Source organism: Spectribacter hydrogenoxidans, assembly GCF_031846275.1.
Classification (GTDB): domain Bacteria; phylum Pseudomonadota; class Gammaproteobacteria; order Nevskiales; family Salinisphaeraceae; genus Spectribacter; species Spectribacter hydrogenoxidans.
This window is the reverse complement of the sequence record NZ_JAVRIB010000006.1, coordinates 109,978-135,126: the sequence shown is the minus strand read 5'-3', so window position 1 is coordinate 135,126 and position 25,149 is coordinate 109,978. Positions and strand designations below refer to the sequence as shown.

At 66.4% G+C, this 25,149-nt stretch carries 29 protein-coding genes; 12 read left to right on the top strand and 17 right to left on the bottom strand.

Features of this window, described 5'->3' with window-relative positions:
• Positions 1–74: 74 nt before the first annotated feature.
• Genes RM532_RS07485 through RM532_RS07470 form a run of 4 tightly spaced genes read right to left on the bottom strand, consistent with a single transcriptional unit; the run spans position 75 to position 4,640 of the window.
• Positions 75–1,394: an MFS transporter gene (locus RM532_RS07485; protein WP_311652610.1), complete on the bottom strand. Its 1,320-nt coding sequence runs from the start codon at positions 1,392–1,394 to the stop codon at positions 75–77.
• 7 nt (positions 1,395–1,401) lie between these two features.
• Positions 1,402–2,616 carry a class I SAM-dependent methyltransferase gene (locus RM532_RS07480; RefSeq protein WP_311652609.1) on the bottom strand — a complete coding sequence of 405 codons (1,215 nt, stop codon included), beginning with the start codon at positions 2,614–2,616 and terminating at the stop codon, positions 1,402–1,404.
• Between the two features lie 4 nt (positions 2,617–2,620).
• Positions 2,621–3,385, bottom strand: a complete 765-nt coding sequence (locus RM532_RS07475) for a DUF1365 domain-containing protein (protein WP_311652607.1) — start codon at positions 3,383–3,385, stop codon at positions 2,621–2,623.
• Positions 3,378–4,640, bottom strand: coding sequence for an NAD(P)/FAD-dependent oxidoreductase (locus RM532_RS07470; protein ID WP_311652606.1), 1,263 nt, complete (start codon positions 4,638–4,640; stop codon positions 3,378–3,380). The genes RM532_RS07475 and RM532_RS07470 overlap by 8 nt, the downstream gene beginning before the upstream one ends.
• Before the next feature lie 144 nt (positions 4,641–4,784).
• On the opposite strand from RM532_RS07470, the gene RM532_RS07465 reads away from it, so the two are divergent.
• The 3 genes from RM532_RS07465 to alkB all read left to right on the top strand — a co-directional run bounded on the left by RM532_RS07465 (position 4,785) and on the right by alkB (position 7,629).
• On the top strand, positions 4,785–5,756 hold the full coding sequence (locus RM532_RS07465; RefSeq protein WP_311652605.1) for a malate dehydrogenase: 972 nt from the start codon (positions 4,785–4,787) through the stop codon (positions 5,754–5,756).
• A gap of 143 nt (positions 5,757–5,899) precedes the next feature.
• A complete protein-coding gene (gene ada, locus RM532_RS07460; protein WP_311652604.1) occupies positions 5,900–6,973 on the top strand; it encodes a bifunctional DNA-binding transcriptional regulator/O6-methylguanine-DNA methyltransferase Ada in 1,074 nt (357 codons plus the stop codon).
• Positions 6,970–7,629 (top strand): DNA oxidative demethylase AlkB, encoded by a 660-nt coding sequence (alkB, locus tag RM532_RS07455; RefSeq protein WP_311652603.1) that lies wholly within the window; start codon positions 6,970–6,972, stop codon positions 7,627–7,629. Before ada ends, alkB begins: the two co-directional genes overlap by 4 nt.
• Before the next feature lie 13 nt (positions 7,630–7,642).
• On the opposite strand, the gene glpK is transcribed toward alkB, so the two are convergent.
• Positions 7,643–9,127 carry a glycerol kinase GlpK gene (gene glpK, locus RM532_RS07450; protein WP_311652602.1) on the bottom strand — a complete coding sequence of 495 codons (1,485 nt, stop codon included), beginning with the start codon at positions 9,125–9,127 and terminating at the stop codon, positions 7,643–7,645.
• A gap of 396 nt (positions 9,128–9,523) precedes the next feature.
• Between glpK and RM532_RS07445 the strand changes: the two genes are divergently transcribed.
• Positions 9,524–10,351, top strand: a complete 828-nt coding sequence (locus tag RM532_RS07445; RefSeq protein ID WP_311652601.1) for a DUF547 domain-containing protein — start codon at positions 9,524–9,526, stop codon at positions 10,349–10,351.
• Here the strand turns inward: RM532_RS07445 and RM532_RS07440 are convergent.
• From RM532_RS07440 to arsS, 6 genes are all read right to left on the bottom strand, one after another.
• Positions 10,348–11,052: an anti-sigma factor gene (locus tag RM532_RS07440; RefSeq protein ID WP_311652600.1), complete on the bottom strand. Its 705-nt coding sequence runs from the start codon at positions 11,050–11,052 to the stop codon at positions 10,348–10,350. The two genes, RM532_RS07445 and RM532_RS07440, sit on opposite strands and share 4 nt — an antisense overlap.
• A complete protein-coding gene (locus tag RM532_RS07435) occupies positions 11,049–11,633 on the bottom strand; it encodes a sigma-70 family RNA polymerase sigma factor (RefSeq protein ID WP_311652692.1) in 585 nt (194 codons plus the stop codon). Before RM532_RS07435 ends, RM532_RS07440 begins: the two co-directional genes overlap by 4 nt.
• Before the next feature lie 78 nt (positions 11,634–11,711).
• Positions 11,712–12,428, bottom strand: a complete 717-nt coding sequence (locus tag RM532_RS07430) for an anti-sigma factor (RefSeq protein ID WP_311652599.1) — start codon at positions 12,426–12,428, stop codon at positions 11,712–11,714.
• Complete coding sequence (locus RM532_RS07425) at positions 12,429–12,992, bottom strand: RNA polymerase sigma factor (protein ID WP_311652598.1); 564 nt, start codon at positions 12,990–12,992, stop codon at positions 12,429–12,431. It lies immediately after the preceding gene.
• Between the two features lie 45 nt (positions 12,993–13,037).
• Positions 13,038–14,150, bottom strand: coding sequence for a methyltransferase domain-containing protein (locus RM532_RS07420; protein ID WP_311652597.1), 1,113 nt, complete (start codon positions 14,148–14,150; stop codon positions 13,038–13,040).
• A gap of 36 nt (positions 14,151–14,186) precedes the next feature.
• Entirely contained in the window at positions 14,187–15,149 is a 963-nt protein-coding gene (gene arsS / locus RM532_RS07415; protein WP_311652595.1) for an arsenosugar biosynthesis radical SAM (seleno)protein ArsS, read from the bottom strand.
• Between the two features lie 80 nt (positions 15,150–15,229).
• Between arsS and hemB the strand changes: the two genes are divergently transcribed.
• The 6 genes from hemB (at position 15,230) to RM532_RS07385 (ending at position 19,312) form a co-directional block, all read left to right on the top strand.
• Positions 15,230–16,243: a porphobilinogen synthase gene (gene hemB / locus RM532_RS07410; RefSeq protein WP_311652594.1), complete on the top strand. Its 1,014-nt coding sequence runs from the start codon at positions 15,230–15,232 to the stop codon at positions 16,241–16,243.
• The gene (gene aroE / locus RM532_RS07405; protein WP_311652593.1) at positions 16,240–17,067 is read left to right on the top strand and encodes a shikimate dehydrogenase; all 828 of its coding nucleotides are present in this window, start codon (positions 16,240–16,242) and stop codon (positions 17,065–17,067) included. The genes hemB and aroE overlap by 4 nt, the downstream gene beginning before the upstream one ends.
• A 68-nt stretch (positions 17,068–17,135) precedes the next feature.
• Positions 17,136–17,630, top strand: a complete 495-nt coding sequence (gene mntR, locus RM532_RS07400) for a manganese-binding transcriptional regulator MntR (protein ID WP_311652592.1) — start codon at positions 17,136–17,138, stop codon at positions 17,628–17,630.
• 57 nt (positions 17,631–17,687) lie between these two features.
• Positions 17,688–17,972: a sll1863 family stress response protein gene (locus tag RM532_RS07395; protein ID WP_311652591.1), complete on the top strand. Its 285-nt coding sequence runs from the start codon at positions 17,688–17,690 to the stop codon at positions 17,970–17,972.
• A gap of 59 nt (positions 17,973–18,031) precedes the next feature.
• Entirely contained in the window at positions 18,032–18,652 is a 621-nt protein-coding gene (nfi, locus tag RM532_RS07390; protein ID WP_311652590.1) for a deoxyribonuclease V, read from the top strand.
• Positions 18,653–18,727: 75 nt separating this feature from the next.
• On the top strand, positions 18,728–19,312 hold the full coding sequence (locus tag RM532_RS07385; protein WP_311652589.1) for a hypothetical protein: 585 nt from the start codon (positions 18,728–18,730) through the stop codon (positions 19,310–19,312).
• Positions 19,313–19,446: 134 nt separating this feature from the next.
• Here the strand turns inward: RM532_RS07385 and RM532_RS07380 are convergent, their stop codons facing one another.
• From RM532_RS07380 to hisI, 6 genes are all read right to left on the bottom strand, one after another.
• The gene (locus RM532_RS07380) at positions 19,447–19,743 is read right to left on the bottom strand and encodes a hypothetical protein (RefSeq protein ID WP_311652588.1); all 297 of its coding nucleotides are present in this window, start codon (positions 19,741–19,743) and stop codon (positions 19,447–19,449) included.
• Between the two features lie 114 nt (positions 19,744–19,857).
• Positions 19,858–20,628, bottom strand: coding sequence for a twin-arginine translocase subunit TatC (gene tatC / locus RM532_RS07375; RefSeq protein ID WP_311652587.1), 771 nt, complete (start codon positions 20,626–20,628; stop codon positions 19,858–19,860).
• The gene (gene tatB, locus RM532_RS07370; RefSeq protein ID WP_311652586.1) at positions 20,625–21,026 is read right to left on the bottom strand and encodes a Sec-independent protein translocase protein TatB; all 402 of its coding nucleotides are present in this window, start codon (positions 21,024–21,026) and stop codon (positions 20,625–20,627) included. Before tatB ends, tatC begins: the two co-directional genes overlap by 4 nt.
• Before the next feature lie 59 nt (positions 21,027–21,085).
• Positions 21,086–21,376, bottom strand: coding sequence for a Sec-independent protein translocase subunit TatA (tatA, locus tag RM532_RS07365; RefSeq protein WP_311652585.1), 291 nt, complete (start codon positions 21,374–21,376; stop codon positions 21,086–21,088).
• Positions 21,377–21,389: 13 nt separating this feature from the next.
• Positions 21,390–21,722, bottom strand: coding sequence for a phosphoribosyl-ATP diphosphatase (locus RM532_RS07360; protein WP_311652584.1), 333 nt, complete (start codon positions 21,720–21,722; stop codon positions 21,390–21,392).
• Positions 21,715–22,107: a phosphoribosyl-AMP cyclohydrolase gene (gene hisI, locus RM532_RS07355; RefSeq protein ID WP_311652583.1), complete on the bottom strand. Its 393-nt coding sequence runs from the start codon at positions 22,105–22,107 to the stop codon at positions 21,715–21,717. Before hisI ends, RM532_RS07360 begins: the two co-directional genes overlap by 8 nt.
• A 137-nt stretch (positions 22,108–22,244) precedes the next feature.
• On the opposite strand from hisI, the gene trkA reads away from it, so the two are divergent.
• Together trkA and RM532_RS07345 are read left to right on the top strand one after the other, a co-directional pair.
• On the top strand, positions 22,245–23,618 hold the full coding sequence (trkA, locus tag RM532_RS07350) for a Trk system potassium transporter TrkA (protein WP_311652582.1): 1,374 nt from the start codon (positions 22,245–22,247) through the stop codon (positions 23,616–23,618).
• A gap of 42 nt (positions 23,619–23,660) precedes the next feature.
• Positions 23,661–25,118 carry a TrkH family potassium uptake protein gene (locus RM532_RS07345; RefSeq protein ID WP_311652581.1) on the top strand — a complete coding sequence of 486 codons (1,458 nt, stop codon included), beginning with the start codon at positions 23,661–23,663 and terminating at the stop codon, positions 25,116–25,118.
• Positions 25,119–25,149 lie beyond the last annotated feature (31 nt).

Sequence of the window (25,149 nt, the reverse complement as noted above, 5' to 3'; positions counted from 1 at the left end):
ATGCTTCCAGCCGAGGAGCGTGTCACCGGGACATGTCGGCACAGTGTTTCTTTTGCGACGAAACGGTTACCAATTTATGACGGCGATCCGATGCTCGCCTGCAGCTGCGCATGCCGCTCCCGCCCCAGCGGGAAACGCCACATCAGCAGCACCACGCCTACCTTGACCGCAACGGGAAGCACCCCGTAGAGCAGCGCCAGCACGGTAAGGGCGTACTCGCTGTTAGCCTCAGCCGATGCGTCAAAGCCCGACCATTCGAGAATCGGAAACGCCACCAGCGACAGGGCGAATGCCAGCTTGGTAGCCATGCCCCAGAGCCCGAAATACAGACCGGCCCGGCCGTCACCGCCACCCGCCGTGTCCTCGTCGATGACATCGGCCTGGATCGACGCCGGAATGGCCTGGTCGATGCCGAGCACGCTGCCGCCCAGAATGCAGATCAGCGCGTAGCCGAGGTAATCCCCCTCTCCCAGCAGTGGCACGAAGGCGAACACCGCCGAGACGAACAGCATCGAGGTACACCACAGCCGATGCTTGCTCCAGCCGCGCCCCAGCCACAGCCATACCGGCAGCCCGGCGATGGCGGACAGGAAATAGACCGCCAGAAAGGCGCCGGCCACGGTCTGATCGCCACCCAGCACATGCAGCACGAAGAACATGAACAGCGCGGCCGGCAGACCGTTGGCCGCGCCGTTGAGGAGATACGCGATCAGCAGCCGCCGGAATGGCGCGTTGCCTGCCAGCAGGCGCAATCCGCGCGCCCAGTCAGGTGGCTGTCGGCGGATATGGACCGGCTCCGGCACCAGCAACAGGAAGGCCCCGGCCGCCAGCGGCAGTCCTACCAGCAGGAACACGGCCACCGCCGCCAGCCCGGCGGCATCGCCGCCCTGGCCGCCGGCGATCAGTGCGGGCAGTGCAATCGCTACCAGCGTGCCTAGCGCGAAGAAGCCCTCGCGAAACGCGGTGACGCGGGAACGCTCGTCATAGTCATCGGAAAGCTCCGCCCCAAGCGTGGTGTAGGGCAGATAGATCAGCGTCCAGCCCAGGTACGCCAGCACGCTCCAGATCAGCAGATAGACCCAGCCGGCCGTATCCGGCGGCACGAACAGATACCAGGCGGCCACCATCAGCAGGGGCACACCGGCAGCGATCCAGGGCCGGCGCCGGCCGAAGCGCGTGGGAAAGCGATCCGACGCCCAGCCGATGGCCGGATCTGACACCACGTCGAAGAAGCGGGCGACAATCAGCAGCGTGCCCACCAGACCGGTGCTCAGAGCCGGCAGTGTGGCGTAGTAGGCCGGCAGGTACACCACCAGGGGCAGCCCCAGCGCCGCCAGAGGCAGGCCGAGGACGCCGTAACCGAGCAGCTCCCGAAGCGTCCGGGGCGAGTGCACGGGCGGGTCAGGTCCGCTGCAGGGTGATCTGCATCAGATCGATATTACCGGAACGGAAACCCGCCTCGCAGTAGGCCAGGTAGTAACGCCACATGCGCAGGAAGCGGTCGTCGAACTGCCGGCGAATCGCCTGCCGGGCCGCCCAGGTGCCCTGATGCCAGCGCCGCAGGGTTTCCGCGTAATGGTCGCCATAGAAGCGGGCATCGGATGGCATGAGGCCCTGCTCGCGTGCCTGCCGTTCGAAGATTTCCGGCGAGGCGAGCATGCCGCCCGGGAAGATATAGCGCTGGATGAAATCGACTTCATCGCGGTAGCTCGGAAACTGGGCGTGATCGATAGTGATGCCCTGGATCGCCGCGCGGCCGCCGGGCTTGAGGGCCTGCTGTATGGCACGGAAATACGACGGCCAGTAGTCCTCGCCCACGGCTTCGTACATCTCGATCGAGGCCACCGCGTCGAACTGCCCCCGCACGTCGCGATAGTCCTGCAGACGAAAGTCGACGCGATCAGCCAGACCGGCTTCGGCCGCCCGGTCACGGGCGAACGCCAGCTGCTCGGTGGACAACGTGATGCCGGTGACACGGACATCCGCGGCCTGTGCTGCATAACGGGCAAACCCGCCCCAGCCGCAGCCGACCTCGAGGATGTGGTCGCCGGGCCCCACTTCCAGCCGGTCCAGCAACAGCTGGTACTTGTACCGCTGGGCCCCGGCAAGATCCACCTCCGGCGTGTCGAACACCGCACTGGAATAGGTCCAGGTCTCGTCAAGCCAGAGGCCGTAGAAGTCGTTACCCAGATCGTAGTGATAGGCGATGTTGCGCCGCGAACCGCGCCGGGTATTGCGCCGGCGCCGATGTCGCCAACCGCTCCAGGCGCGAGCCAGCCGCGTCACCCCCGGCACCTGCGGCACCAGATACTCCTCGTTGAGATGCAGCAGGTAGATCAGATTCGCCAGATCGGGCGTATCCCAGTCGCCGTTCATGAAGCCTTCGGCAAAACCCAGTTCGCCGCCGGTGAGCACCCGGCCCATCGCGCGCGGGCCGCACAGCCGCAGCGTGGCGCTGGGACCGGGCATCTCGCCCTCGAACTCGCGCCGCTGGCCGTTGGGCAGCAGCACCTCGACACGGCCGTAACGCAGCCGCCCGATGCGACTCAGCGCCAGCCGCAGCAGCCAGGGCAGCTGTTCGTTGACGCGGGGGAGAGACTCTTCACGCTTGGACATGGGATCAGGAAATATTGGGTCGATGCGGTTCGGGTTTGGCATGGAAGCGGGCACCCCGCCACCAGATCTTCAGCGCCTGCCAGTGAATGGCCAGCGTCACTTTCACGGTCATGAGCGGTATACGCAGGAACAGGGCCAAAAGGTTGCGATCATCCAGCCGCCGCCGGTGACCCGACAAAGCGGTGGCAATACGCTGGCTGCCGTCATCGGCCAGCAGGCGGATACCCAGTGCCATGCGCGCGTTCGGCGGCACCAGCCGGAAGCGATAGCGCCCGGCCCGTTCCAGCAGCGGGGAGACGTGGAATGCCTTGGGCTTGTCATGACTGCGGGTCAGGTCCAGCGGGCCGCCGTCGTTGTGCAGCACGTAGCTGTGCTGCTCGCCGAAGGTGTTGTGCACCTCGGCAATCACTGCCACCAGGGTCCCGGCCTTGTTGTCGCAGTAGTACAGGCTGATGGGATTGAAGCCGTAACCCAGAATCCGCGGCATGCACAGCAGACGCACGCGTCCGCCCTCGGCATCAACGCCCGTATCCGCGAGCCGATCACGCGCCCAGGCCGCCAGGTCACCGCCGTCCCGGGCACCATGATCCCGGTCGTGGAACGACATCAGGTTGAATCGGTTGCGCGACAACAGACGCAGCACCGCCAGATCGGCATCCAGGCGGCCCAGGTCCAGCCACAGATAGAATGCCCGGTAGACAAAACGATAGCGCGGCGGCGCCGGCCGACGATGCACGATGCGGCAGTCGTAGAGGGCCGACTCAGCCAACGCGCGCCTCCCAGGGCGGCGTGACCCCGAGCCCGCGCGCCACCGCTTCGCCGGCCGCCAGCCCATCTTCATGAAAGCCGTAGCCACACCAGGCGCCGCAGAACCACACCCGGTCGCGGCCCTGGATTTCGCCCAGCCGCTCCTGCGCGGCTACCGCGGCGCGATCGAACACCGGGTGGCGATAGTCCATGCGCCTGATTACGGTAGCCGGGTCCGGTTCGTGCAACGGATTCAGGCTGACCAGATAGGTCCGGTCCCCGGGAATACACTGCAGGCGGTTCATCCAGTAGGTCACGGCAACCCGCTGGCCGGAGATGCCATCGTCTTCGGTCAGATAGTTCCAGGACGACCACACCGCCCGGCGGCGAGGCATCAGCGCGGTGTCGCTGTGGAGCACGGCGTGATTGTCCTGGAAGCCGAAGGCGCCCAATAATTCCCGCTCGGCGGGCGTGGTATCGGCCAGTATGGTCAGGCTGTCATCGGCATGGCAGGCCAGCACCACCTGATCGAACAGCTCGGCGCGGCCGGCATGGTCGATCACCGCCACCCCGTCGGCCCGGCGCTCGACGCGGGCTACCGGCGTTTCCAGCCGCGGCGGCCGGGCCAGCGATTCGATGATCCGGTTCACGTACTCACGGCTGCCGCCGGTGACCGTGCGCCACTGCGGCCGGTCGCTGACGTTGAGTAGGCCGTGGTTGTCGAAGAATCGCACAAAGCTGGCGAGCGGAAACGCCAGCATGCTGGCGGTCGGCGCCGACCAGATGGCCGCGGCCATGGGCAGCAGATAGCGGGTGCGGAACGGCTGGCCGTAAACCTGCTCGTCCAGGAACTCGCCCAGCGACTGATCCGGCAGCGCGTCGTCGGCCAACAGCTTCTTCGTCTGCCGGTTGAAACGCAGGATGTCGACGATCATGTGTGTGTGCGAGGGCCGCAACAGATTGCTCGGCTGGGCGAACAGCGTGCGCCAGTTGTCCCCCGCCCATTCCAGGCGGCCGCGATCGACGGACACCCCGAACGACATGTCGCTGGCCTGCGTGGCCACGCCCATCATCTTGAACAGCGCCTTCAACCGCGGATAGGCAGGCTCGTTGTAGACGATGAAGCCGGTATCCACCGGCTGGTCGCCCGCATCCACGGTATGGGTGTGGCCGCCGGGCCGGGCCTGCGCCTCGAACACCGTCACCTCGTGCGCCTGCTGCAACAGCCAGGCCGCACCCAGACCCGCAATGCCGGTGCCCACCACGGCAACGCGCATAGATTCTCCTTCGGAAATGCCCGGCCGTCCCGCCGGGCGGCCGTTACTATCCCCGATGTACGCATCGGCTGCCAATCCGGTTGCTTTTTACGCCCCGGGCGATTTCGGCTATCATCGCGCGCCTTTGAGGCTGCAGGAGATTCCATGAAAAACCCCGTACGCGTGGCCATCACCGGTGGTGCCGGTCAGATCAGCTATTCGCTCATCTTCCGCATCGCCGCCGGCGACATGCTGGGACCGGATCAGCCGGTCATTCTGCAGTTGCTGGAAATTCCGCCGGCCATGGATGCGCTCAAGGGCGTGGTAATGGAGATCAACGACTGCGCCTTCCCGCTGGTGCAGGACATCGTCGCCACCGACGACCCCGATGTGGCCTTCGCGAAGGCCGACGTCGCCCTGCTGGTGGGCGCCCGGCCCCGCGGCAAGGGCATGGAGCGTGCCGACCTGCTGCAGGCCAACGCCGAGATCTTCTCGGTACAGGGCAAGGCCCTCAACGACCACGCCAGCCGCGACGTCAAGGTGCTAGTGGTGGGCAACCCGGCCAACACCAACGCGCTGATCGCCTCGGCTAACGCGCCGGACATCGACCCGCGCCAGTTCACCGCCATGACCCGGCTGGACCACAACCGGGCCCTGACCCAGCTGGCACAGAAAACCGGCAAGCATGTCACCGATATCGAGGGCATGATCATCTGGGGCAACCACAGCGCCACCCAGTACCCCGACATCGCCCACTGCAAGGTCGACGGCAAGGCCGCCGCCGATCTGGTCGATCAGGACTGGTACCGCAGCGACTTCATCCCCACCGTGCAGAAGCGCGGCGCGGCCATCATCGAAGCGCGGGGCGCGTCCTCGGCGGCGTCGGCGGCGTCGGCGGCCATCGACCACATCCATGACTGGGTGCTCGGCAGCGACGGCATCGTCAGCATGGCCATCCCGTCGGACGGCAGCTATGGCATCGAGCCGGGCGTGATCTACTCCTACCCGGTGGTCTGCAGCAACGGCGGCTACGAGATCGTGCAGAGCCTGGACGTGGACGACTTCTCCCGCGAGAAGATGACCGCCACCGAAACCGAACTGCGCGACGAACGCGCCGCGGTGGAAAACCTGCTGTAGCCGAAAGCCATGGCCGGACTTGGAAAAGCCGGCCTCGCGCCGGCTTTTTCATGGGCGCGGTTTCGAGGGCAGAATACGGAGTGTCGGCGATCGACGGCGTGGCTACGCTTGGCTGCAGACCGTCAATCACGGAGACTCATTCCATGGGCACGCCTGCACCCGACCCCGCAACCAATCGCGATGACGCATCGCGCTGGACCGCCGTCGCCACCCGCGACCGCGCCGCCGACGGCCGATTTGTCTACGCGGTAATCACCACCGGCGTGTATTGCCGGCCCTCCTGCCCGTCGCGACCGGCACGACGCGAGAACGTACGCTTCTTCGGAGACAGCGAGCAGGCGGAGTCAGCGGGGTTTCGTGCCTGCAAGCGTTGCCGCCCGAACCAGCCCACGGCCACCGGGGCCGATGCGGCGGTAGTAACCGCGGCCTGCCGATTCATCGAGACGGCCGAGATCGCCCCCGGCCTGGATGCAATCGCCGCCCATGTGGACTTCAGCCCGTCGCATTTACACCGGCTGTTCAAGCGTCTCACCGGCCTGACGCCACGGCAGTACGCCGCCGCCCATCGCGAGCGGCGTCTGCGGCAGGAACTGGGCCGGGGCGTACCGGTGACCCGGGCCATCTTCGAGGCCGGTTACGGTTCCAGCGGCCGCTTCTACACCCAGGCCGACGCGGTGCTGGGCATGACGCCCGGGGACTTTCGTGCCGGTGGCACCAATACCGCCATTCGCTTCGCCGTCGGTCAGAGTTCGCTGGGCGCGATCCTGGTGGCAGCGAGTGAGCGCGGCATCTGCGCCATCTATCTGGGCGACGATCCCGACACCCTGATCCGCGACCTGCAGGACCGCTTCCCCAAAGCGGAACTGGTGGGCGGCGACCCTGATTTCGAGCAACTGGTCGCCCGGGTGGTAGGGCTGGTGGAATCTCCGAACACCGGCGTGGACCTGCCGCTGGACATCCGCGGCACCGCCTTCCAGCAGCGGGTCTGGGAAGCTCTGCGCGCGATCCCACCGGGCGAGACCGCCAGCTACACGGAGATCGCCACGCGCATCGGCCGGCCCAGATCGGTCCGGGCGGTGGCCGGGGCCTGTGCGGCCAATCATCTGGCCGTGGCCATTCCCTGCCACCGGGTGGTGCGCAGCGACGGCAATCTATCCGGCTATCGCTGGGGTGTGGATCGCAAGCGGTCACTGCTGGCGCGCGAGACCCGGCCGTGACCGGATCAGCCGGTCACACCAAAGACCTGTTCGCCCCCGCCGGACACTGGGAGGAATTGGCTGCCGGTGCGATGATCCTGCGCGGCTTCGCCCGGGACCACGAGACCGAAATGGCTGCCGCCATCGAACAGGTAACTGCGGCAGCCCCGTTCCGTCACATGCAGACGCCGGGCGGGCACCGCATGTCCGCCGCCATGAGCAACTGCGGCGAGTTTGGCTGGACCACCGACCGGCGCGGCTATCGCTACACCCGTGAAGACCCGGAAACCGGCCACCCGTGGCCGGCCATGCCGGATGTCTTTAGGAATATTGCCGTGACCGCTGCCGAAGCGGCCAGCTTTCCCGGTTTCGACCCCGATGCCTGCCTGATCAACCGCTATCAACCCGGCGCGCGCATGGGGCTGCATCAGGACAGGAACGAGCGGGATTTCGACGCGCCCATCGTGTCGGTCTCGCTGGGTCTGCCGGCCACCTTCCTGTTCGGCGGCGAGCGACGCGCCGACCGGTCACTGCGCCTGCCGCTGGAGCACGGCGACGTGGTGGTCTGGGGTGCGGCTGCCCGGCTGCGCTATCACGGCATCGCGCCGCTGCGGTCGGGCTCACACCCGTTCGCGGGCGAGGCGCGGCTCAACCTGACCCTGCGCCGGGCACAGTAGCTGGCCCGGCCGGCTACTCCGAGCGGACCCGGCGAACCGCCTCCAGCCAGCCGTCGTACAGCCCCTGCATGGCCGCGGCCTCGCGCTGCGGCGCGAAGGTCTGCTGGGCCCGCCACAGGGCGCCGATTTCCTCCAGCGAGTCGTAGACGCCCGCCTGCAGGCCGGCCAGATAGGCCGCCCCCAGCGCCGTGGTCTCGATCACGGCGGGCCGGGCCACCGGCATCTGCAGCACGTCGGCCAGGCAGTGGCAGACCCAGTCGTTGGCCACCATGCCGCCATCCACCCGCAGCTCGGTGGGGGTCACCGCATCGTCGCCAATGGCTTCCACCAGATCGCGGGTCTGGTAGCAGGTGGATTCCAGCGCCGCGCGCACGATCTGCTTGATGCCGGTGTCACGGGTCAGCCCGAAGATCGCACCGCGGGCCTCGGGGTCCCAGTAGGGTGCGCCGAGGCCGGTGAACGCCGGCACCAGATACACGCCGTCGGTGCCGTCGATAGACTCGGCCATGGCCTGGGTTTCCGGCGCCTGCTCGATCAGATGCAGGGCGTCGCGCAGCCACTGGATGGCGGCGCCGGCCACGAAGATGCTGCCTTCCAGCGCGTAGGTGGTCTCGCCGTTCAGGCGATAGCCCACGGTGGTAAGCAGCCGGTGGCGCGAGGTGACCGCCTCGCGGCCGAGATTCAGCACCAGGAAACAGCCGGTGCCGTAGGTGGACTTGACCATGCCGGGCTCGAAACAGGCCTGCCCGACCAGCGCCCCCTGCTGGTCGCCCACCATGCCGCCCACCGGAATCGCCGCACCAAGGTGGTCGGCGTCGATGGTGCCGAAATCGGCGGCGTTGTCATGCACCTCGGGCAACAGCGCCCGCGGCACGCCGAAGAAGGCCAGCAGTTCATCGTCCCAGTCCTGACTGTGGATGTTGAACAGCAGGGTGCGTGAGGCGTTGGAGGCGTCAGTGGCATGTTCGCGACCGTTGGTGAGCTGCCAGAGCAGCCAGGTGTCGATGGTGCCGAAGGCCAGTTCGCCGGCCTCGGCCCGCTGACGCACACCGTCCACGTTGTCCAGCAGCCAGCGTATCTTGGTGGCGGAGAAGTATGGGTCCAGCAGCAGGCCGGTGCGCGCCTGCAACCAGCCTTCTCGCTCATCGCCGCCGTGTTCTCGGCACCAGTCGGCGGTACGCCGGTCCTGCCACACGATGGCGCGGTGAACCGGCCGGCCGGTGGCGCGGTCCCAGATTACGGTAGTCTCGCGTTGGTTGGTGATGCCGCAGCCGGCGATGTCAGTGGCCGCCACACCGGCATCGGTGAGTGCCTCGCGACACACGGCCAGCGTGACCTGCCAGATTTCATCCGCATCGTGCTCCACCCAGGCCTCGGCCGGGAAGTGCTGCCGGAACTCGCGCTGGGCGCTGCCGACGATGCTGCCGTCACGGGCGAACACGATGGCACGACTGCTGGTCGTGCCTTGATCGATGGCGAGTAGATAGACTGCGGACATGATCCGTTCCGGCGGCGGCTTTGCGGCAGCTTTCCCGAAGCCCCGCCGGCGGGTCAAGCGCGAGGCCGGCGAGCAATCACGATCGGACCCGGTCTTCTAGGGCGTGTTAACAATTACCGCGGCACCGCGTTGCTGTCCAAAATTTGGCCAGGCAAGGCGCGAGGAGAGAAGTTTGGTTTCACCAAATGAACGACGAGCAACGCCGACTGGGCGAATTTGGGGCGCAGCCCTTCGGGACGGGACCATTTTCCCGCAATCCTGCGTTGTCGCTCGCTTGAGTAGGCTGGCTACACTGCGCTCGCGACGCCTTGTCTTGCGGAAAAATGGTCGCCGGCGCGGCGTCGCGCTAATTGTTAACACGCCCTAACCTCAATCACGACGGACAGAGACCAGCCCATGCGAATCATCGGCGCACTGCTCACCTGCCTGCTGTTCCCGGCCACCACCCAGGCCGCACCCAGCGCGGACCTGTGGGAACACTGGACCGCTCACGACGAGAACAGCACCGCTACCATCGATCACGCCGCCTGGAGCGATTTCCTGCGTGCCCATGTGGTGCCGGATCCGGCCCTGGGCCTGAATCGGGTCCGCTACGGCGCGGTGAGTCCGGCGGATCGGAAGGCGCTCGACACCTATATCCGCCGGCTGGAAAACGTGGCCATCGCCGATTACAGCCGTCCGGTACAGCGCGCCTACTGGCTGAATCTGTACAACGCGGCCACCGTGCGACTGATTCTGGAAAAATATCCGGTAGACAGCATCCGCGACATCGGCGGCGGCCTGTTCGGACTGGGCAGCAACGCCTGGCAGCAGAAACTGCTCACCGTGGATGGCAAGCCCCTCAGCCTGGACGATATCGAGCACCGTATCCTGCGGCCCATCTGGGGGGACGGCCTGACCCACTACGGCGTCAACTGCGCGTCGGTGGGCTGCCCGAACCTGCGCGACAGCGCGTATCTCGGGGATCGCGTCAACCAGCAGCTGCGGGACAACGCCCGGGCCTACGTCAACAGCCGGCGCGGGGCGCGTTTCGACGATGGACGGCTGCTGGTGTCGAAGATCTACGAGTGGTATCAGGTCGATTTCGGCGGCAGCGAAACCGGTGTCATCAGTCACCTGCGGCGCTTTGCCGAACCAGCCCTGTCAGCCCGCCTGGATGCCGCCGAGGGCATCGCCGGCTACCGCTATGACTGGTCGCTGAATGACGCGGCGTCGGCTCGTTAACTGGTTTCCGCGGTGACCGGCGCGATCGACACCGTCTGGCCCGTGGGCCGGCCGGTGGGCGAACCGCCGGGCGGCTCCAGCGACACCGCCAGCGTGGCACGATCGGACAACGCTTCGGCCAGGTTGGCCGGCAGAACGAAACGTTGTTCGCCGTCGGTCGGCAGCAGCCCCAGCGATACCAGTTCCCCGCTAGGGTTATGCAGCCACAGCTGCAGTGACTTGTGCCCGGGCACCTGATAGCTGCCCAGGGTCTTCACGCGAAGTTCGTGCTTATCGGGCCCCGCGGTGACCAACCAGCCCACGCCGCGGGTCTCGTCACGAATCAGGCTGACGTAGAGCGGCGCGTCGGCGGGCGACATCCCGGGTCGGGTACCCGGCGCGAACACCAGTACCGCCGCCAGCACCAGTGTGGCCATCATCGAGGCGGCGGTCATGCCGCGCCAGAACCAAAGCTGCTGACGCCAGTTATCAAACCCCAGCCGGTCAACCAGGGTCTGCCAGACGCCGGACCGCGGAGGATGCGGCGGCAGGTCCCGCGCCAGCATCGACAGCCGGTGCTCCCAGACGGCGACCTCGTCACGCAGGACCGCGTCGAACCGGAGACGCTCGGCCACCATGCTCGCCTGTTCGGGTTCCAGCGCGCCGAGCACGTATTCCGCGGCCAGATAGGCCTGTTCGCTGTCAGGATCGCTGGTGCTCATGGCCGCTCCTTGAGGCGTTCGCGCAGGCGCGCGAGGCCACGTCGTACCCAGGTCTTGATAGTGGCTTCGGGCACCCGCAGGCGCTGGGCCAGCTCGCGATAGGGCATGCCGCGGAAATAGGCCAGCATCAGTGCCCGCCGCTGATCGCGGGGCAGATCACCAAGATAGTCCTGTATCCGGGCCAGTGTCTGCATCGTTTCCTCGCGGTTCTCCGGCTGCAACGCGGCCCGCTCGGCCAGCGCGGCACTCGTCTCGGCCGAGGCGTCGTCGATGGATCCCATCGGCCGGCGCCGGCGCATCATGTCCAGCGCCTGGTAGCGCGCCACCGTAAGCATCCAGGTCAGACCCGATCCGCGCTCCGGCGCGAAACTGCCCGCCTTCTGCCAGATCTTGACGAATGCATCCTGTAGCGCGTCCTCGGCGGCTTCCTCTGTCCCCAATATACGGATCAGCAAAGCCATAAGTTTCGGCGCGGTGGCCTGGTAGAGGCGCCGGAAGGCGCGCTGGTCGCCCGCGGCCACCGCCTGCAGCCAGGCCGATATCTGCCCGGGTTCAGCGTTGAGGGAGGCGCAGGGACGCATCACGGGCGGCCTGTCGCTCAGTCGGCCGGGCGAACCGGGCGGCGCCCATCTGACGCGGTCGTGCTCATGGCCGCTCGCCTAGCCGGGCTGCCCGGTCAGCGGTTCGACCCAGAGTACTTCCCCGGTGGGCTGTCCGGTGGGCGAACCGCCGGCCGGTTCCAGGGAGACCGCCAGCTTGGCCGCGGCCGACAGCGCATCGGCCGCTTGTGGCGGCAAGCCCATCTCGTGGCGCCCGGCCTGCGGCATCAGACCAAGGGGAATCGGATTACCCGCCTCGGGCAGCAGCCAGAGTTGCAGCGAGTGGTCGGCGTCGGTCGGATAGCCGCGCAGGGCGGTGACTTCGAGCCGGTCACCGCCACCGGCCGTCGTCACCAGCCAGCCGGCGCCGGTGGGCTCGTCACGGATGACGCTGGCGTAGGTCGGTGCATCGCGATCGACCCCCGGCCGATTCGGGCCGAGCACCAGAACCAGCGCCAGCGCGACCGCGGCCAGGCTGGCGGCCGTGGCAAGCCCCTGCCAGAGACGCCGCCCGCGACGGCGCCGCTCTCCGGCCGACGGACGGCTGATGCCGGCGCCAAGCGCGATGCGCGACCACACGTAGGCCGGCGGAGCTACCGGCTCGAGCTCCAGCCCGAGCTGGCCCAGGCGCTGCTCCCACCAGGCGATCTCGCGCGCCAGCGACTCGTCGCCGGCCTGCAGAGCCATGTCGACGGCCACACGCTGCTCGGCGTCGAGTGTGCCCAGCACGTACTCGGCGGCGCGCGTATCCTCGGGTTGTGGCTCGTGATCGCTCATCTAACGGTTTTCCACCAGGCATTCGCGCAGGCGCATCAGCCCGCGTCGTACCCAGCTCTTGACGGTTCCCAGCGGCGCCCCGAGGCGTGCCGCCAATTCCTGATGGGTCAGCCCTTCGTAGTAGGCCAGAATGACACTACGACGCTGATCCGCCTGTAATGTGCCCAAGCATGTCCGCACCGCCGCCAGCGCCTCCTCGGTGACGTTCTCGTCCTGTGGTCCGGGCGAGTTCTCGTCCACCAGCAGTAGCGCCTCGATGTCCGGATCTTCCGGCATGCCGGTTTCCGGCCGCTGGCGCCGAAGCATGTCCAGTGCCCTGTAGCGGGCCACCGACAACAGCCAGGTCAGCGGTGACCCCCGATCCGGGGAGTAGGTATGCGATTTCTTCCATACCTTGACGAAGGTGTCCTGCAACGCATCCTGTGCCCGCTCCTCGTTGCGCAACATACGGAGCAGCAGGGAATAGAGATGCGCGGAAGTCGCCCGATACAGGCTCTGAAAGGCCTGTTCGTCACCACGGCCAACCGCTTGCAGCCATTGTGCTAGCTGTGCGTTGTCAGCCATGGAACCGGCTCAGGGCGGCAGTGGAGTCCGTCATGGGAGCGTAGCTTAACAGCAGCCGCGCCCCGATTTGCCATCCGTATGACCATCACTGCCGGCCGGACCGGGCGGGCGCGCGATGCCGTGAACCAGCGTCCAGGGCGCATCCTGCGGCTGACCCGGCATGATGCCGACGAAATCCTCGCCGTAGGCGCCGCCGGTCAGCCGCTCGAAATCGCGGTCGCTGACCGCCAGCCGCCGCCCGCGGGGAAAGGTGTGGCCGCGCTCGTCGGTGACGGCCTGGTAGGGGCCGCGATAGAGCACCGCCTGGCCGGCGTCGCGCTCGGCCTGCGTCGAGCCCCTGGTAGCCACCAGCGTGACCGAGCGGAACTCGATGCCGTCAACCACCTGCCAGGGCTCGTTCTGCCACTTGTCATAAGCCACACCATGGAACCCGGCTGCCGCGAACGCCTCCAGAAAAGCCGCTTCGTGGAATGCACCGGAGATACAGCCACTCCAGAGCTGCGGGTCCCGCTTCAACGCCTCGGGGATCGGCCGGTCGGCCACGATATCGGAAATGGCCACCCGGCCGCCCGGACGCAGTACCCGGAAGATCTCGTCGATCATCTGCCGGCGGTCGCGCTCAGCCACCAGATTGAGCACGCAGTTGGAGATGACCAGATCGACGCTGGCATCGGCAATCAGCGGCCGGGACAGGCGCTGCTGGTCCTGATGAGCTTCCAGCGCCAGCAGATCATTGGTGTCGGCCACCCTCCGATCGGCGAGAAAGGCCTCGGTGTCGGCCAGATCGAGCGCGAGATCCTGAATACGGCCCTTGTGGAAGGTCACCCGGTCACCGCCCAGCTTCCGGGCCATGTCAGCCTGATGGCGGCGGGCCAGAGCCAGCATCTCGTCGTTCATGTCGACGCCGATGACATGGCCCTGCTCGCCCACCAGCTGGGCTGCCATGTAGCAGATCTTGCCGCCACCGGAACCCAGATCCAGCACGGTATCCCCTGTCTGCACGTACCGCGAGGGATCGCCGCAGCCGTAGTCGCGCTCGACGATCTCGAGCGGCAGCATTTCCAGCAGGCTACGGTCGTAGTCCACCGGGCAGCATAAAGCCTCTTCCCGGGCCTGCGCCCCTTGGGTGTAACGCTCGACAACGCTGGCTGTGCTCATGGTCGTCTTCCTTTGTTGGCAGTCACGCGCCGGTGATCAGTTCAGGGCCCCGCCGCACGATGAACCCTGCCCCGCGGTGCAACCGTAGCAGTGGTCGGCCACAGCGATCGGCTTGCCGTCGAAGCCAGTGTCAAGCAAATCGCGCAGATGGGTGCGCGGCCGGTTCGTCGCGCCCAGCGGCATGTCCAGCATCTGGTTGAAGTCGCAATCGTAGACGTATCCGCGATAGTCGACGCTTACCAGACTGCGGCACATCACGTTGCGCGCATTCTCGGCGCGGTGGGATTCGTGCAACAGCGCCATGTAATCGCTGAACTGCCCCCTGGACAGCAGGATGCTGCCGAAACGCTTGATCGGCATATTGGCCAGCGTGAACAGCTGGTTGAACACGATACCGAACTCGTCGCCCAGAAACTGTTTGTAATCCGCCTGAAGCTGTTCCTGCGGCGGCGGCAGCGTGGGGCCGGCGGGGTTGTAGACCAGATTCAGTTGCAGCCCGGAGCCGGGATGGCCGTAACCGCGCTCGTTGAGCTTCCGAAGAGCCTTGATGCTGGCCTCGAACACGCCCTTGCCGCGTTGCTGATCGACATTGTCGGAGGTGTAGCAGGGCAGCGAGGCAACCACCTCCACCTGCAGTTCGGCCAGCAGGTCCGGCACCCATTCGTAGCCCGGCTCCTCGATGATGGTGGGATTGCAACGGTCCATCAGGTGGGTACCCAGTGCGCTGGCCTCGCGCATCAGGTACTCGAAATGCGGGTTCATCTCGGGCGAGCCGCCGGTCACGTCCAGCGTGCCGATGGACTGGCGGCGGATGAATGCCAGCGCCACATCCATGGTCTCGCGGTCCATCAACTCGGTGCGCCGGGGCCCGGCCGCCACGTGACAGTGGGTACAGGCCAGATTGCACAGGTAGCCCAGGTTCATCTGCAGCGTCTCGAGCCGGGTACGCCGCAGGGCCGGGAAATTGGTCTGCTGAAACAGCGGTTGGGTATCTCGCATCAAAGCCTCGATTGTCACCGGACGGGTTTCCGACCCGCCCTTGATATACTCGCGCCGCGCCCGCCGCAGGAGCAAGCAATATGGTCCAGGCCTTTCCCGGACGCTACCCGCAGACCCGTCTCCGGCGCACCCGCGCCAGCGCCTTTGCCCGTCGCCTCACCCGCGAACAGGGCCTGACCACAGATGACCTGATCTACCCCGTGTTTATTACCGAGGGCGAACCGGTCGACGTGGCCGCCATGCCGGGTGTACGGCGACATACGCTCGACGGCCTGCTGTCGGAGGCGGAACGCGCGGTGGCCGCCGGCGTGCCGGCGCTGGTGCTGTTCCCGGTGATCGACCCGGCCCGCAAGACGCCGGACGGCGCCGAGGCCGCCAATCCCGACGGTCTGGTGCCCGAGGCCATCCGCCGGCTCAAGCGGGCCTTCCCCGAGCTGGGCGTGATCACCGACGTCGCACTCGACCCATACACCAGCCACGGCCAGGACGGCCTGCTGGACGAAAGCGGTTACGTGGTCAACGACCCCACGGTGGCACAACTGGTGGCCCAGGCCCGCGCCCATGCCGCGGCCGGCGCCGACATGGTATCCCCGTCCGACATGATGGACGGCCGCATCGGCGCTATCCGCGACGCGCTGGAGACCGACGGCCACGTCAACACGCTGATCCTGTCCTATGCCGCGAAATACGCATCGGACCTGTACGGCCCTTTCCGGGAAGCGGTGGGCTCGGCCGGCAATCTGGGCGGCGGCGACAAGCACACCTATCAGATGCCGGTAAGCAACGGCGACGAAGCACTGCGCGAGGTAGCCCTCGACCTGGACGAAGGCGCCGACATGGTGATGGTCAAGCCCGGCCTGCCCTATCTGGACATCGTGCATCGCGTGAAAACCACGTTCGGCGTGCCCACCTTCGCGTATCAGGTCTCCGGCGAATACGCCATGCTCAAGGCCGCGGCTGCCAACGGCTGGCTGGAAGAGCGCAAGGCCGTGCTGGAGTGCCTGACCGCCTTCAAGCGGGCCGGCGCCGACGGCGTGCTGACCTACTTCGCGGTCGACGCGGCCCAGTGGCTGGCCGACGCCGGCGCGCCATGACCGACCGCTACGCGGTAATCGGCAATCCGGTAGCCCATTCACTGTCACCGGATATTCATGCCGCGTTCGCGGCCCAGACCAGCCAAGCCATGCAGTACGACCGCCTGCCGGCCGAACCCGACGCCTTTGCCGCCACCGCCCGGGCCTTCTTCGAGGCGGGCGGGCGCGGTCTCAACGTCACCGTGCCGTTCAAGCTGGACGCCGCCGATTTCGCCGACCGGCTCAGCGACCGGGCCCATGCGGCCGGGGCCGTCAATACCCTGATCGCGCATGAGGCGGGCCGGATCGAGGGCGACAACACCGACGGCGCCGGCCTGTTGCGGGACCTGCAGCAAAATCGCGGCCTGCCGCTGGTCGGTCGCCGCCTGCTGATCCTGGGCGCCGGCGGTGCCGCCCAGGGGGTAATCGGCCCGCTGCTGGCGGCCGAACCGGCCAGTCTGATCATCGCCAACCGGACTCCCGACAAGGCGGTTGCCATGGCCGCGCGTTTTGCCACACAGGGCCCGGTCCGGGGTATCGGGTTTCCCGGACTGGCCAGGATCGAACCGGTGCATCTGCTGGTCAACGCCACCTCGGCCGGGCTGGCGGGCGCTCTGCCGGAATTGCCGCCTAACCTGCTGGCAGCCGACGCCACGGCCTATGACATGGTCTACGGGGCGGCCTCGGACGCCTTCCAGGACTGGGCCCGCCGCCAGGGTGCGGCCGCCACCTGTGACGGCCTCGGCATGCTGGTGGAACAGGCGGCGGAATCCTTCCATCGCTGGCGCGGCCTGCGCCCGGACACCGCCCCGGTCCTGCGTCAGCTACGGGCCGGGGCCGGCTGACAACGGTCCGCTATGGCAAACTGGCGGTCATTGTCGCGGTAGCGACGGTCTTCGCGAGCCCCGTTTCCATGGCTGAAAAATCCGTGCCGCACTCGCTGGAACACGTCAGTTCGCCGGACAGCCCGGGCGAAATGCTCTCCCCGGAGGCCCACGCCCGTCAGCACGCCCATGTACGCAAGGCCCACGAGACCGAGCTGATCGAGGATTACGTGGAACTGATCGCCGACCTGATCGACGCCAAGGGCGAGGCCCGTGCCGTCGAACTGGCCCAGCGCATGGCGGTTACCCAGGCCACGGTGGGCAAGATGATCCGCCGGCTGGGTGAACGCGATCTGGTTCACAGCGAACCCTACCGCGCCATCTTCCTCACCGACCGCGGCCGCCGCATGGCCGAAACCTCGCGCCGCCGCCATCTGGTGGTGCTGCGCTTCCTGCGCGCCATCGGCGTGCCCGAGCAGGCCGCCCGGCAGGACGCCGAGGGCATCGAGCACCACGTCAGCCGCGAGACTCTGACCGCGATGGCCGCCCTGGTCGAGGCCCGGGACGCACCGCCGGAAACTTGAAAACCGCGCGGCTGCCCCACAGCGTCCGAGCGTCACTCAACAACAGGACGCACCGCAATGTCCACACGTGATGAATGGATCAACCGCATCAAGAGCAAGATCGACGAGGTCAACGCGGAAATCGACCGGCTCAAGGAAAAGGCCGGACAGGCCTCGGATGATGTCCGGTATCAGTACGAGGATTACATGAAGGACTTGCGCGAACAGCGCGACAAGGCCGAAAGTCAGTTGACCAAGGCACGGGACGCCAGCGAGGCCGCCTTCGACGATATCCGTCAGGGTGCCGAACACGCCTGGGACAGCCTGAAACACGCCATTTCCCGGGCCCGGGACCGCTTCTGAGCCAGCCCGCGCCGGGGCTGGCTGCCGCACGTCGCTGGGACCTCAACCCCAAACAGGCGGTGCAGCTCCAGCGGGAGTTGCGTGGCCACATCCGGCTGGAAAACCGGCTCCCCGACATCGCCACCGTCGGTGGCGCGGATGTCGGTTTCGAGGACGGCGGCCGAGTCACCCGCGCAGCAGTGGTGGTATGCGACGCTGGCGATCTGACGGTGCTGGAACAACAGATCGTGCGACAGCCGACCCGGTTTCCGTACGTGCCCGGGCTGCTGTCGTTCCGCGAAGTCCCGGCGATTCTGGATGCCCTGGCGGGCTTGAGCCAGCCGCCGGACCTGCTGCTCTGCGACGGTCATGGCTACGCCCATCCCCGCCGGATGGGGGTGGCCTGCCATATCGGCCTGGCCACCGATCTGCCCACCATCGGCGTCGGCAAGACCCGGCTGATTGGCGAGCACGCGCCAGTACCGGCGGAACGAGGCAGCTGGTCCACCTTGCGTGACGGCGATGAGGCCATCGGTGCCGTGCTGCGAACCCGCAATCGGGTCGCACCAGTATTCGTGTCGCCGGGCCATCGGCTGGATATGCGTACCGCGATTGACCGGGTCATGGCCTGTCTGCATCGATACCGACTGCCCGAACCGATCCGTGCGGCTGACCGACTGGCCTCGGCCACACATTTTTGATCCCCCATCGGGGCACTGATAGCCTGAAAGGCTGTCCGAGGCCCAACGCCCACTTTTCATTCAAGGACGTTAACCATGAATATGCGAAAGATGACCACCATGGCCGCGGCTACCCTGCTGGGTGCCGGCGCCACCATATCCGGCCTGGCCAGCGCCCAGCAGGCGCCCGCCGGCGCGTCTCCCGCCCAGCAGGCGGAAATGCAGTCGGTGATCAAGGAATATCGCCAAGTTTCCAGCGAGCTGCAGGGTATCCGCAAGAAGGCGGTAGCCGAGAATCCGGATATCACCGAACAGCAGGAAACCTTCCGCAATCGCGTTGTCAGCGAAATGAAGAGCGAGGGTTATGACGTCGAGGCCAAGCGCGACTCCATCAAGAAGATGGGCACCGAACTGCGCGGCGAAGACGTGGCGGACGACCGCCGCAAGGAGCTAATCGGCAAGCTGCGCGCCGAGCAGCAGGAGATGCGCCAGGCACAGCAGAAGGTGATGCAGAAGCCGGAAATCCAGGCCAAGGCCGAGGAGCTCAATGACGCCACCCTTGAGGCCATGCGCGAACAGAATCCCAAGACAGACGATCTGCTAGCCCGCATGAAGGAGCTTCGCGGCGAACTTCAGGCGATGGCGCCTGCCCAGGGCGGTGGCCCGGGCGGCGGTCAGTAAACCCCCTGATCCGCGCCAATGTCGAGATTACCAGCCCGGCCACTGGCCGGGCTTTTTTGTGTCCGGCCTCCTGCGCAAAAAAAGCGCCGGGCGGACAAGCCACCCGGCGCGCCTCGACGAACCATCGAATCGGATCAGAGGCCGAGGAGCCCGTTCAGTAGCCCGCCACGCTGGGGCGTGCCCGTCCGGGCCTGGCCGGCAGCCTGCGCCTCGGCATTCACTCGGCCCTGCGGCGCAGCCCGGCGATCTTCACGACGGGTCTCCAGTTCCTGGTCGACCCGGGCACCAGCGTTGGCGTCCAGCTGCACCAGGTTGCCCACACCAAGTCCGAGGCCCACGCCGGCGCCAGCGCCGGTGCGCGAGTTCAGATCGGCCATCGCCTGGCCGCTCATGAGGCCCAGGCCAAGCATTGTCACGGTAATGAGTCGCATATCGCATTCTCCTTGGGGAAGAGGTTGATCGAACGTTGCCGGTATTCACCGGACGGGATCACTCTGTCCCGGGGCGCCTGAACCAATCCTGAACCCGGGATCGTGGTGCGCGGCTTACTCGTCGCGCTTCTGCTCGGCCTTCTGTGCCTCGACTTCGCGGATACCGGGCACGAAAAGGCGGGCGCCCCAGATGCCGGCTTCATAGAGGATAAAGATCGGTACCGCCAGCAGGGTCTGGGAAATCATGTCCGGCGGGGTCAGCAGCATGGCGATGGCGAACGCCCCCACCAGGACATAAGGCCGGTAGCTGGCCAGATCAGCGGGGGTGGTAAAGCCCGCCCATACCAGCAGGAAAAGGGCCACGGGCACCTCGAAGGCGATCCCGAAAGCCATGAACATGCCGAGCACGAAATCCAGATACCGGCTGATATCGGTCATCACCGCCACCCCTTCCGGGGCCACGCTGACGAAGAACCCGAACACCACCGGGAACACGACGTAGTAGGCGAATGCCATGCCCAGATAGAACAGGCTGGTGCTGGTCGCCAGCAGCGGCACCACTAGCCGCCGCTCGTTCATGTACAGGCCGGGGGCCACGAACGCCCAGATCTGATAGAGGATCCACGGCAGCGAAATCACCACCGCCAGCAGGATCGACAGCTTGAACGGCGCCAGAAACGGGGCAGCAACTTCGGTGGCAATCAGACTGGAACCTGCCGGCATGTGCGCCAGCAACGGGCCGGAAAGCCAAGTGAACAGCTCCGACGAAAAGATCGCCAGCGGGATGAACACCAGTACCACCATGATCACTGCGCGCAGCAGACGGTCACGCAGCTCCAGCAGGTGGGAAAACAGTGTCTGTTCTTTGTCGGGAGCCGCGCTCATGACTCGTCGTCCCGGGTCTGCCGCTCCAGGCGCCGGCCCGCTGGCTTGTCAGCCGGCGTTTCCATGGCGGCCTCTTGCGACGGCGGATCTTCCGTGGACGACGCCGGCGAAGCCGTGGTGCTGCCCTGGTCCTCGTCACCGCGCACCTCGGACTCCAGCTGACGCCGGCCCTGGTCGAACTCGCTCCGGGTCTTGTCGATCTCGGATCGGGTCTGCTCGAAGGTGCGTCGCAGATCCTTGGTATTGACCTCGCGCTCCAGTTCGGTGCTGAGCGTGCGCATGTAGGAGCGCGCCCGGCCGGTCCAGCGGCCAAGCGTTCTGGCGACGGTGGGCAGCCGCTCCGGCCCGAGCACGATCAAACCGATCACGCCGAGCACGACCAGCTCCCAGAACCCCATGTCGAACATTCGATCAGGCCTGCAGGTAGGGTGTCACCGGCGATGCGCCGGTGACCGAATCAGGATTTCTTGGCCTTATCCTGGCGCTTATCCGCCTCTTCGGTCGGGTCCGTGTTTGCCCGGGTCTCGCCCAACTGGTCGATGACCTGGGGGTCTTCATCACGCTTGCGGGCGTCCTGGTCTTCTTCGTCACCGTCCTTCTCGCCGCCATCCTTCATCGCGGAGCGGAAGCCCTTGATCGCCGAGCCCAGATCGCCGCCCATGTTGCGCAGCCGCTTGGTGCCGAAAACCATCACCACGATGGCCAGCACGATAAGCAGCTGCCAGATGCTGATACCGCCAATACCCATAATGTCTACCTCGTTAACCCTGTCGTTGGCGTGCGGCCTTTTCGGCCAGCCCGGACATGCCGAAGCGTCTGCCCAGTTCGGCCAGCACGTCGTCGGCGGACAACCGCCGGTGTGTCAGCAGGACCAGGGTGTGGAACCACAGATCCGCAATTTCGTGAATCAGGTGGGCGTCGTCGTCCGCCCCGGCCGCGTCGATAACCTCGCCGGACTCTTCCTCGATCTTAGCAAGAATCGCGGCCGTTCCGTCTGCCAGCAGACGGGCGGTATACGAGGCATCCGGGTCGGCACCGCGCCGCTCGGCGAGCACCTCACTAAGGGCGCCCAGCAGGTGTTCCTTGTCAGCCATAAATGTCTTCCGGATCGCGGATGACCGGGTCGGCGTCCTGCCAGACGCCATCGGTCAGCTGTCGATAAAAGCAGCTTTCGCGTCCGGTATGACACGCGATGCCGCCAACCTGTTCGACCTGCAGCAGCAGCGTGTCGCCGTCGCAGTCCAGTCGGATGTCAACGACGCGTTGCCGATGACCGGACGATTCGCCTTTCCGCCACAGCCTGCCGCGCGAGCGTGACCAGAACGTGGCAAACCCGGTCTGCAGGCTCTCGGTGAGCGAGTCGCGGTTCATCCACGCCATCATCAACACCCGGCCGCCGGCCGCATCCTGCACCACCGCCGGCGCCAGACCATCCATGTTCCAGGCAACGTCATCCAGCCAGTCGCTCGCCACGCTCATCGATTGCTTTCCCCTGCATATACGCATGCCACTGGCCGTCGGACTCGCCGGCCCGCATTCTACGCCGTTCCCGCGCCGTTTTGCGCAGGCCCGGCGTCCTTGCAAGCAGACCGGCGCAGGTCTACTGTTCGGCGGCTATGAAGATCATCATTCTGGGGGCCGGCCAGGTGGGCGCCACACTGGCCGAGAATCTGGCCGACGAGGCCAACGACGTGACCATCGTCGATACCCAGGCGAATCTGCTCGCCGAACTGCAGGACCGGCTTGATATCCGCGCGGTTCAGGGATTCGCGGCGCACCCGGAGGTGCTGCAGGCCGCCGGCGCAGAAGACGCGGACATGATCATCGCGGTCACCGAATCCGACGAGATCAACATGGTGGCCTGCCAGATCGCCTACACCCTGTTTCACACCCCGACCAAGATCGCCCGCATCCGGGCCTCGGAATACCTCAAGGAAAAGCGGCTGTTCCAGCAGGACGCGCTGCCGGTGGACATGCACATCAGTCCGGAACAGCTGGTATGCGACTACATCAGCCGCCTGATCCAGTATCCCGGCGCGCTGCAGGTCGTGGACTTCGCCAGTGGCCGGGTCCGGGCAGTCGGCGTGAAAGCCTATTACGGCGGACCGCTGGTGGGCCAGGAACTGCGCACCATCCGTGAACACATCCCCGGGGTGGATACCCGCGTGGCGGCCATCTACCGGCGCGGCAAACCCATCATTCCCGAAGGCGACACGGTCATCGAAGCCGATGACGAAGTGTTCTTCGTGGCCGCCAAGAAACACATCAAGAAGGTGATCAGCGAACTGCGCAAGCAGGATCGGCCGGTCAAGCGGGTGGTGCTGGCCGGTGGCGGCAACATCGGTCTGCGGCTGGCGCTGGCGCTGGAGGACCACTGCCAGGTCAAGCTGATCGAACGCGACCGAGAACGCGCCCGGGCCCTGTCCGAGCAGGTGAAGAAGGCCATCGTGCTGGTGGGCGACGCGGCCAACGAGGGCCTGTTGCTGGAGGAAAACATCGAAAGCGTGGACGTGTTCTGCGCGGTCACCAATGATGACGAGGCCAACATCCTGTCCTCGATGCTGGCCAAGCGCCTGGGCGCTCGCAAGGCCATGAGCCTGATCAACCGCCTGGCCTACGTGGATCTGGTGGAGGGCGGGGCCATCGACATCGCGATTTCGCCGCAGCAGTCCACGGTATCCGCACTGCTGTCGCACGTGCGCCGGGGTGATGTGGTCCAGGTCCACAGCCTGCGCCGCGGGGCCGCCGAAGCCATCGAGGCGGTGGCCCATGGTGACCCGAGCAACTCCCGCGTGGTCGGCCGGCGCATCGACGAGATCCGCCTGCCCGCCGGCACCACTATTGGTGCCATCGCCCGCGGGGAGGAAGTGATCATTGCCCACCACGACACCGTGATCGAATCCGGTGACCACGTGATCATGTTCATTGTGGAGAAGAAGAACACCGCGGCACTGGAGCGGCTGTTCCAGGTCGGCGTGTCGTTCATCTGAGCGTATGGGCCGCGGCCAACACATCCATCGGCGTTGCCGACCATGAATCACCCCATGGCGGTTGCCCAGCGGCTGGTCGGCATCCTGCTGATGCTGTTCTCCACCACCATGCTGATCCCGGCGCTGGTTTCCCTGCTCTATCGCGACGGCGAGGCGGACACCTTCTTCATAAGCTTTTGTGTGACCCTGGCAGCCGGCATCGTCACGTGGCTGCCGGTACGCGCGGTCCGGCGCGAACTGAAACTGCGTGATGGCTTCCTGGTGGTGGTGCTGTTCTGGATGGTTCTGTCGCTGTTCGGGGCGATTCCGCTGCACCTGTCCAGCATGCCCGCATTATCGATCACCGACGCGGTGTACGAGTCGGTATCGGGACTGACCACCACCGGCGCCACCGTAATCATCGGCCTGGATGGCCTGCCCCGGGGCATCCTGATCTGGCGCCAACTGCTGCAGTGGCTCGGTGGCATGGGGGTGATCGTGCTGGCGGTCGCGGTGCTGCCCATGCTGGGGGTCGGCGGCATGCAGCTCTACCGGGCAGAAACTCCCGGCCCGATCAAGGATTCCAAGCTGACGCCACGCATCCGCGAGACCGCCCGGGCACTGTGGATGATCTACGTGGGCCTCACCCTGTTGTGCGCCCTGTTTTTCTGGCTGGCCGGGATGACCGCGTTCGACGCTGTCAGCCACGCCTTCACCACCGTCTCCACCGCGGGCTTTTCCACCCACGACGCTTCCATGGGCTATTTCGACAGCGCGCTGATCGAGGGCATCGCCGTGGTATTCATGTTCATCGGCGCGGTGAACTTCGCCCTGCATTTCGTTGCCTGGCGCAGTGCCAGCCCCATGCATTATCTGCGCGATCCGGAATTCCGCGGCTGGGCGCTGCTTGCTCTTGGCGTGACCATCGCCTGTACCCTGGCATTACTGGCCGCCGGCACCTATACCCAGCCGGGTAACGCGTTGATCAAGTCGGCGTTCCAGGTGATGTCGATCGGCACCACCACCGGCTTCACCACCGCGGATTTCACGCTTTGGCCCAGCTTCATCCCCATGATGCTGATTCTGGGCAGCATCGTCGGCGGTTGCGGCGGGTCCACAACCAGCGGTATCAAGGTCGCCCGCTTCATGCTGCTGATCAAGCAGGGCGTGCGGGAGGTCAACCGACAGGTGCATCCCAGCGCGGAAATGCCGGTGAAGCTCGGCGGCCGCGTGATTCCGGATCCGGTCATTCAGGCCGTGTGGGGCTATTTCAGCATTTACATGGGCGTGTACGCGGTGGTGTTCATGATCCTGATGGCCATCGGTATGGACGAGATCAGCGCTTTTTCCGCGGTGGCCGCCTGCCTCAACAACCTGGGTCCCGGCCTCGGCGAAGTGGCGTCGAACATGGCCACCGTGCCGGACATCGGCAAGTGGGCGCTCAGCCTGGCGATGCTGATGGGGCGCCTTGAAATCCTGCCGCTGCTGGTCATCCTCACCCCCGCGTTCTGGCGGCGCTAGCCGGCACCGGCGGCGCGCGGCTACGTTACAA